Source organism: Falsihalocynthiibacter sp. CO-5D18, from assembly GCF_041205445.1.
GTDB classification, from domain to species: Bacteria; Pseudomonadota; Alphaproteobacteria; order Rhodobacterales; family Rhodobacteraceae; genus Falsihalocynthiibacter; species Falsihalocynthiibacter arcticus.
This window is the reverse complement of sequence record NZ_JBGFCF010000056.1, coordinates 1-1,353: the sequence shown is the minus strand read 5'-3', so window position 1 is coordinate 1,353 and position 1,353 is coordinate 1. Positions and strand designations below refer to the sequence as shown.

The following is a 1,353-nucleotide window of genomic DNA, read 5'->3' as shown; positions in this document are numbered from 1 at the left end:
GCCAGAAACACAGGTAATAGCTGCCGAACCCGAGCAGGCGGACGACGCCTATCGCAGCTTCAAAGCGGGGCACATCATTGCCGATGACGCGCCGGAAACGGTTGCCGATGGTTTGAAAGTCCCGCTCAAAGACCTGACGTGGCATTTCGTTTCCAACCACGTGACCGACATTTTAACGGCGAGCGATGACGAGATTATCGACGCGATGAAACTGACATGGAAGCGGATGAAAATCATCATGGAAGCCAGCAGCGCCGTGCCGCTCGCGACTATTCTCAAGAACAAAGACCGGTTCGCAGGCAAGCGTGTCGGCATCGTTATCACTGGTGGCAATGTCGATCTCGACCTCTTGCCGTGGCTCAAATAAAGGGAAAAAGCTATGAACTCGCATACTAACCTAGAAGATTTCGAAGTCGGCTACGATATCCCTGCCAAGCCTGGTATGATTGAGGCCGATATCCAGACGCCGTGTCTTATCCTCGATTTGGACGCGCTGGAACGCAATATCAAAAAGATGGGCGGCTATGCCAAGGCGCATGGTATGCGCCACCGCGCCCACGGCAAAATGCACAAATCCGTGGATGTGCTGAAGCTTCAGCAGGATCTGGGCGCGGCGATTGGCGTTTGTTGTCAGAAGGTTTCCGAAGCCGAAGTTTTTGCCCGTGGCGGCATCAAAGACGTGATGGTGTCCAACCAAGTTACCGAACCTGCCAAGATCGACCGCTTGGCGGCGATGCCTAAGCTCGGGGCGCGGGTTTTGGTCTGTGTCGACGATCCAGAGAACGTAAAAGCGCTCTCGGAGGCCGCTGTCCGCCACGGCACCCAACTTGAAGCTTTGGTCGAGATTGACTGTGGCGCCGGACGTTGTGGCGTGAACACGTCGCAGGATGTTGTGCGTATAGCAAAGCTAATTGATGCAGCGCCCGGTCTAAAATTCGCGGGCATCCAAGCCTATCAGGGCGCGATGCAGCACATGGACCTCTATGCCGATCGCAAGGTGAAGTTGGATGCGGCCATTTCGCAAGTAGCGGACGCGGTTCAGGCGCTCAAATCGCAAGGGCTGGAATGCGATATCGTCGGTGGTGGCGGTACGGGTTCCTATTATTTCGAAAGCGCCTCTGGCGTGTATAACGAACTTCAGTGCGGCTCCTATGCGTTCATGGATGCCGATTACGGACGCATCCTCGACAAGGATGGCAAGCGCATCGACGACGGCGAATGGGAGAACGCGCTGTTCATCCTAACGACCGTGATGAGCCACTCGAAGGCAGACAAAGCCATCGTTGACGCGGGCCTCAAAGCGCAATCCGTGGACAGCGGCTTACCGACAATCTTTGGCCGTGACGATGTGGA

2 protein-coding genes are annotated in these 1,353 nt (G+C 55.7%); both read left to right on the top strand.

Annotated elements, in window-relative coordinates:
• Positions 1-367: pyridoxal-phosphate dependent enzyme (locus AB9F27_RS21825; protein ID WP_369758194.1), on the top strand; the 367-nt coding region annotated here is incomplete at its 5' end.
• Between the two features lie 12 nt (positions 368-379).
• Positions 380-1,353: DSD1 family PLP-dependent enzyme (locus tag AB9F27_RS21820; protein ID WP_369758193.1), on the top strand; the 974-nt coding region annotated here is incomplete at its 3' end.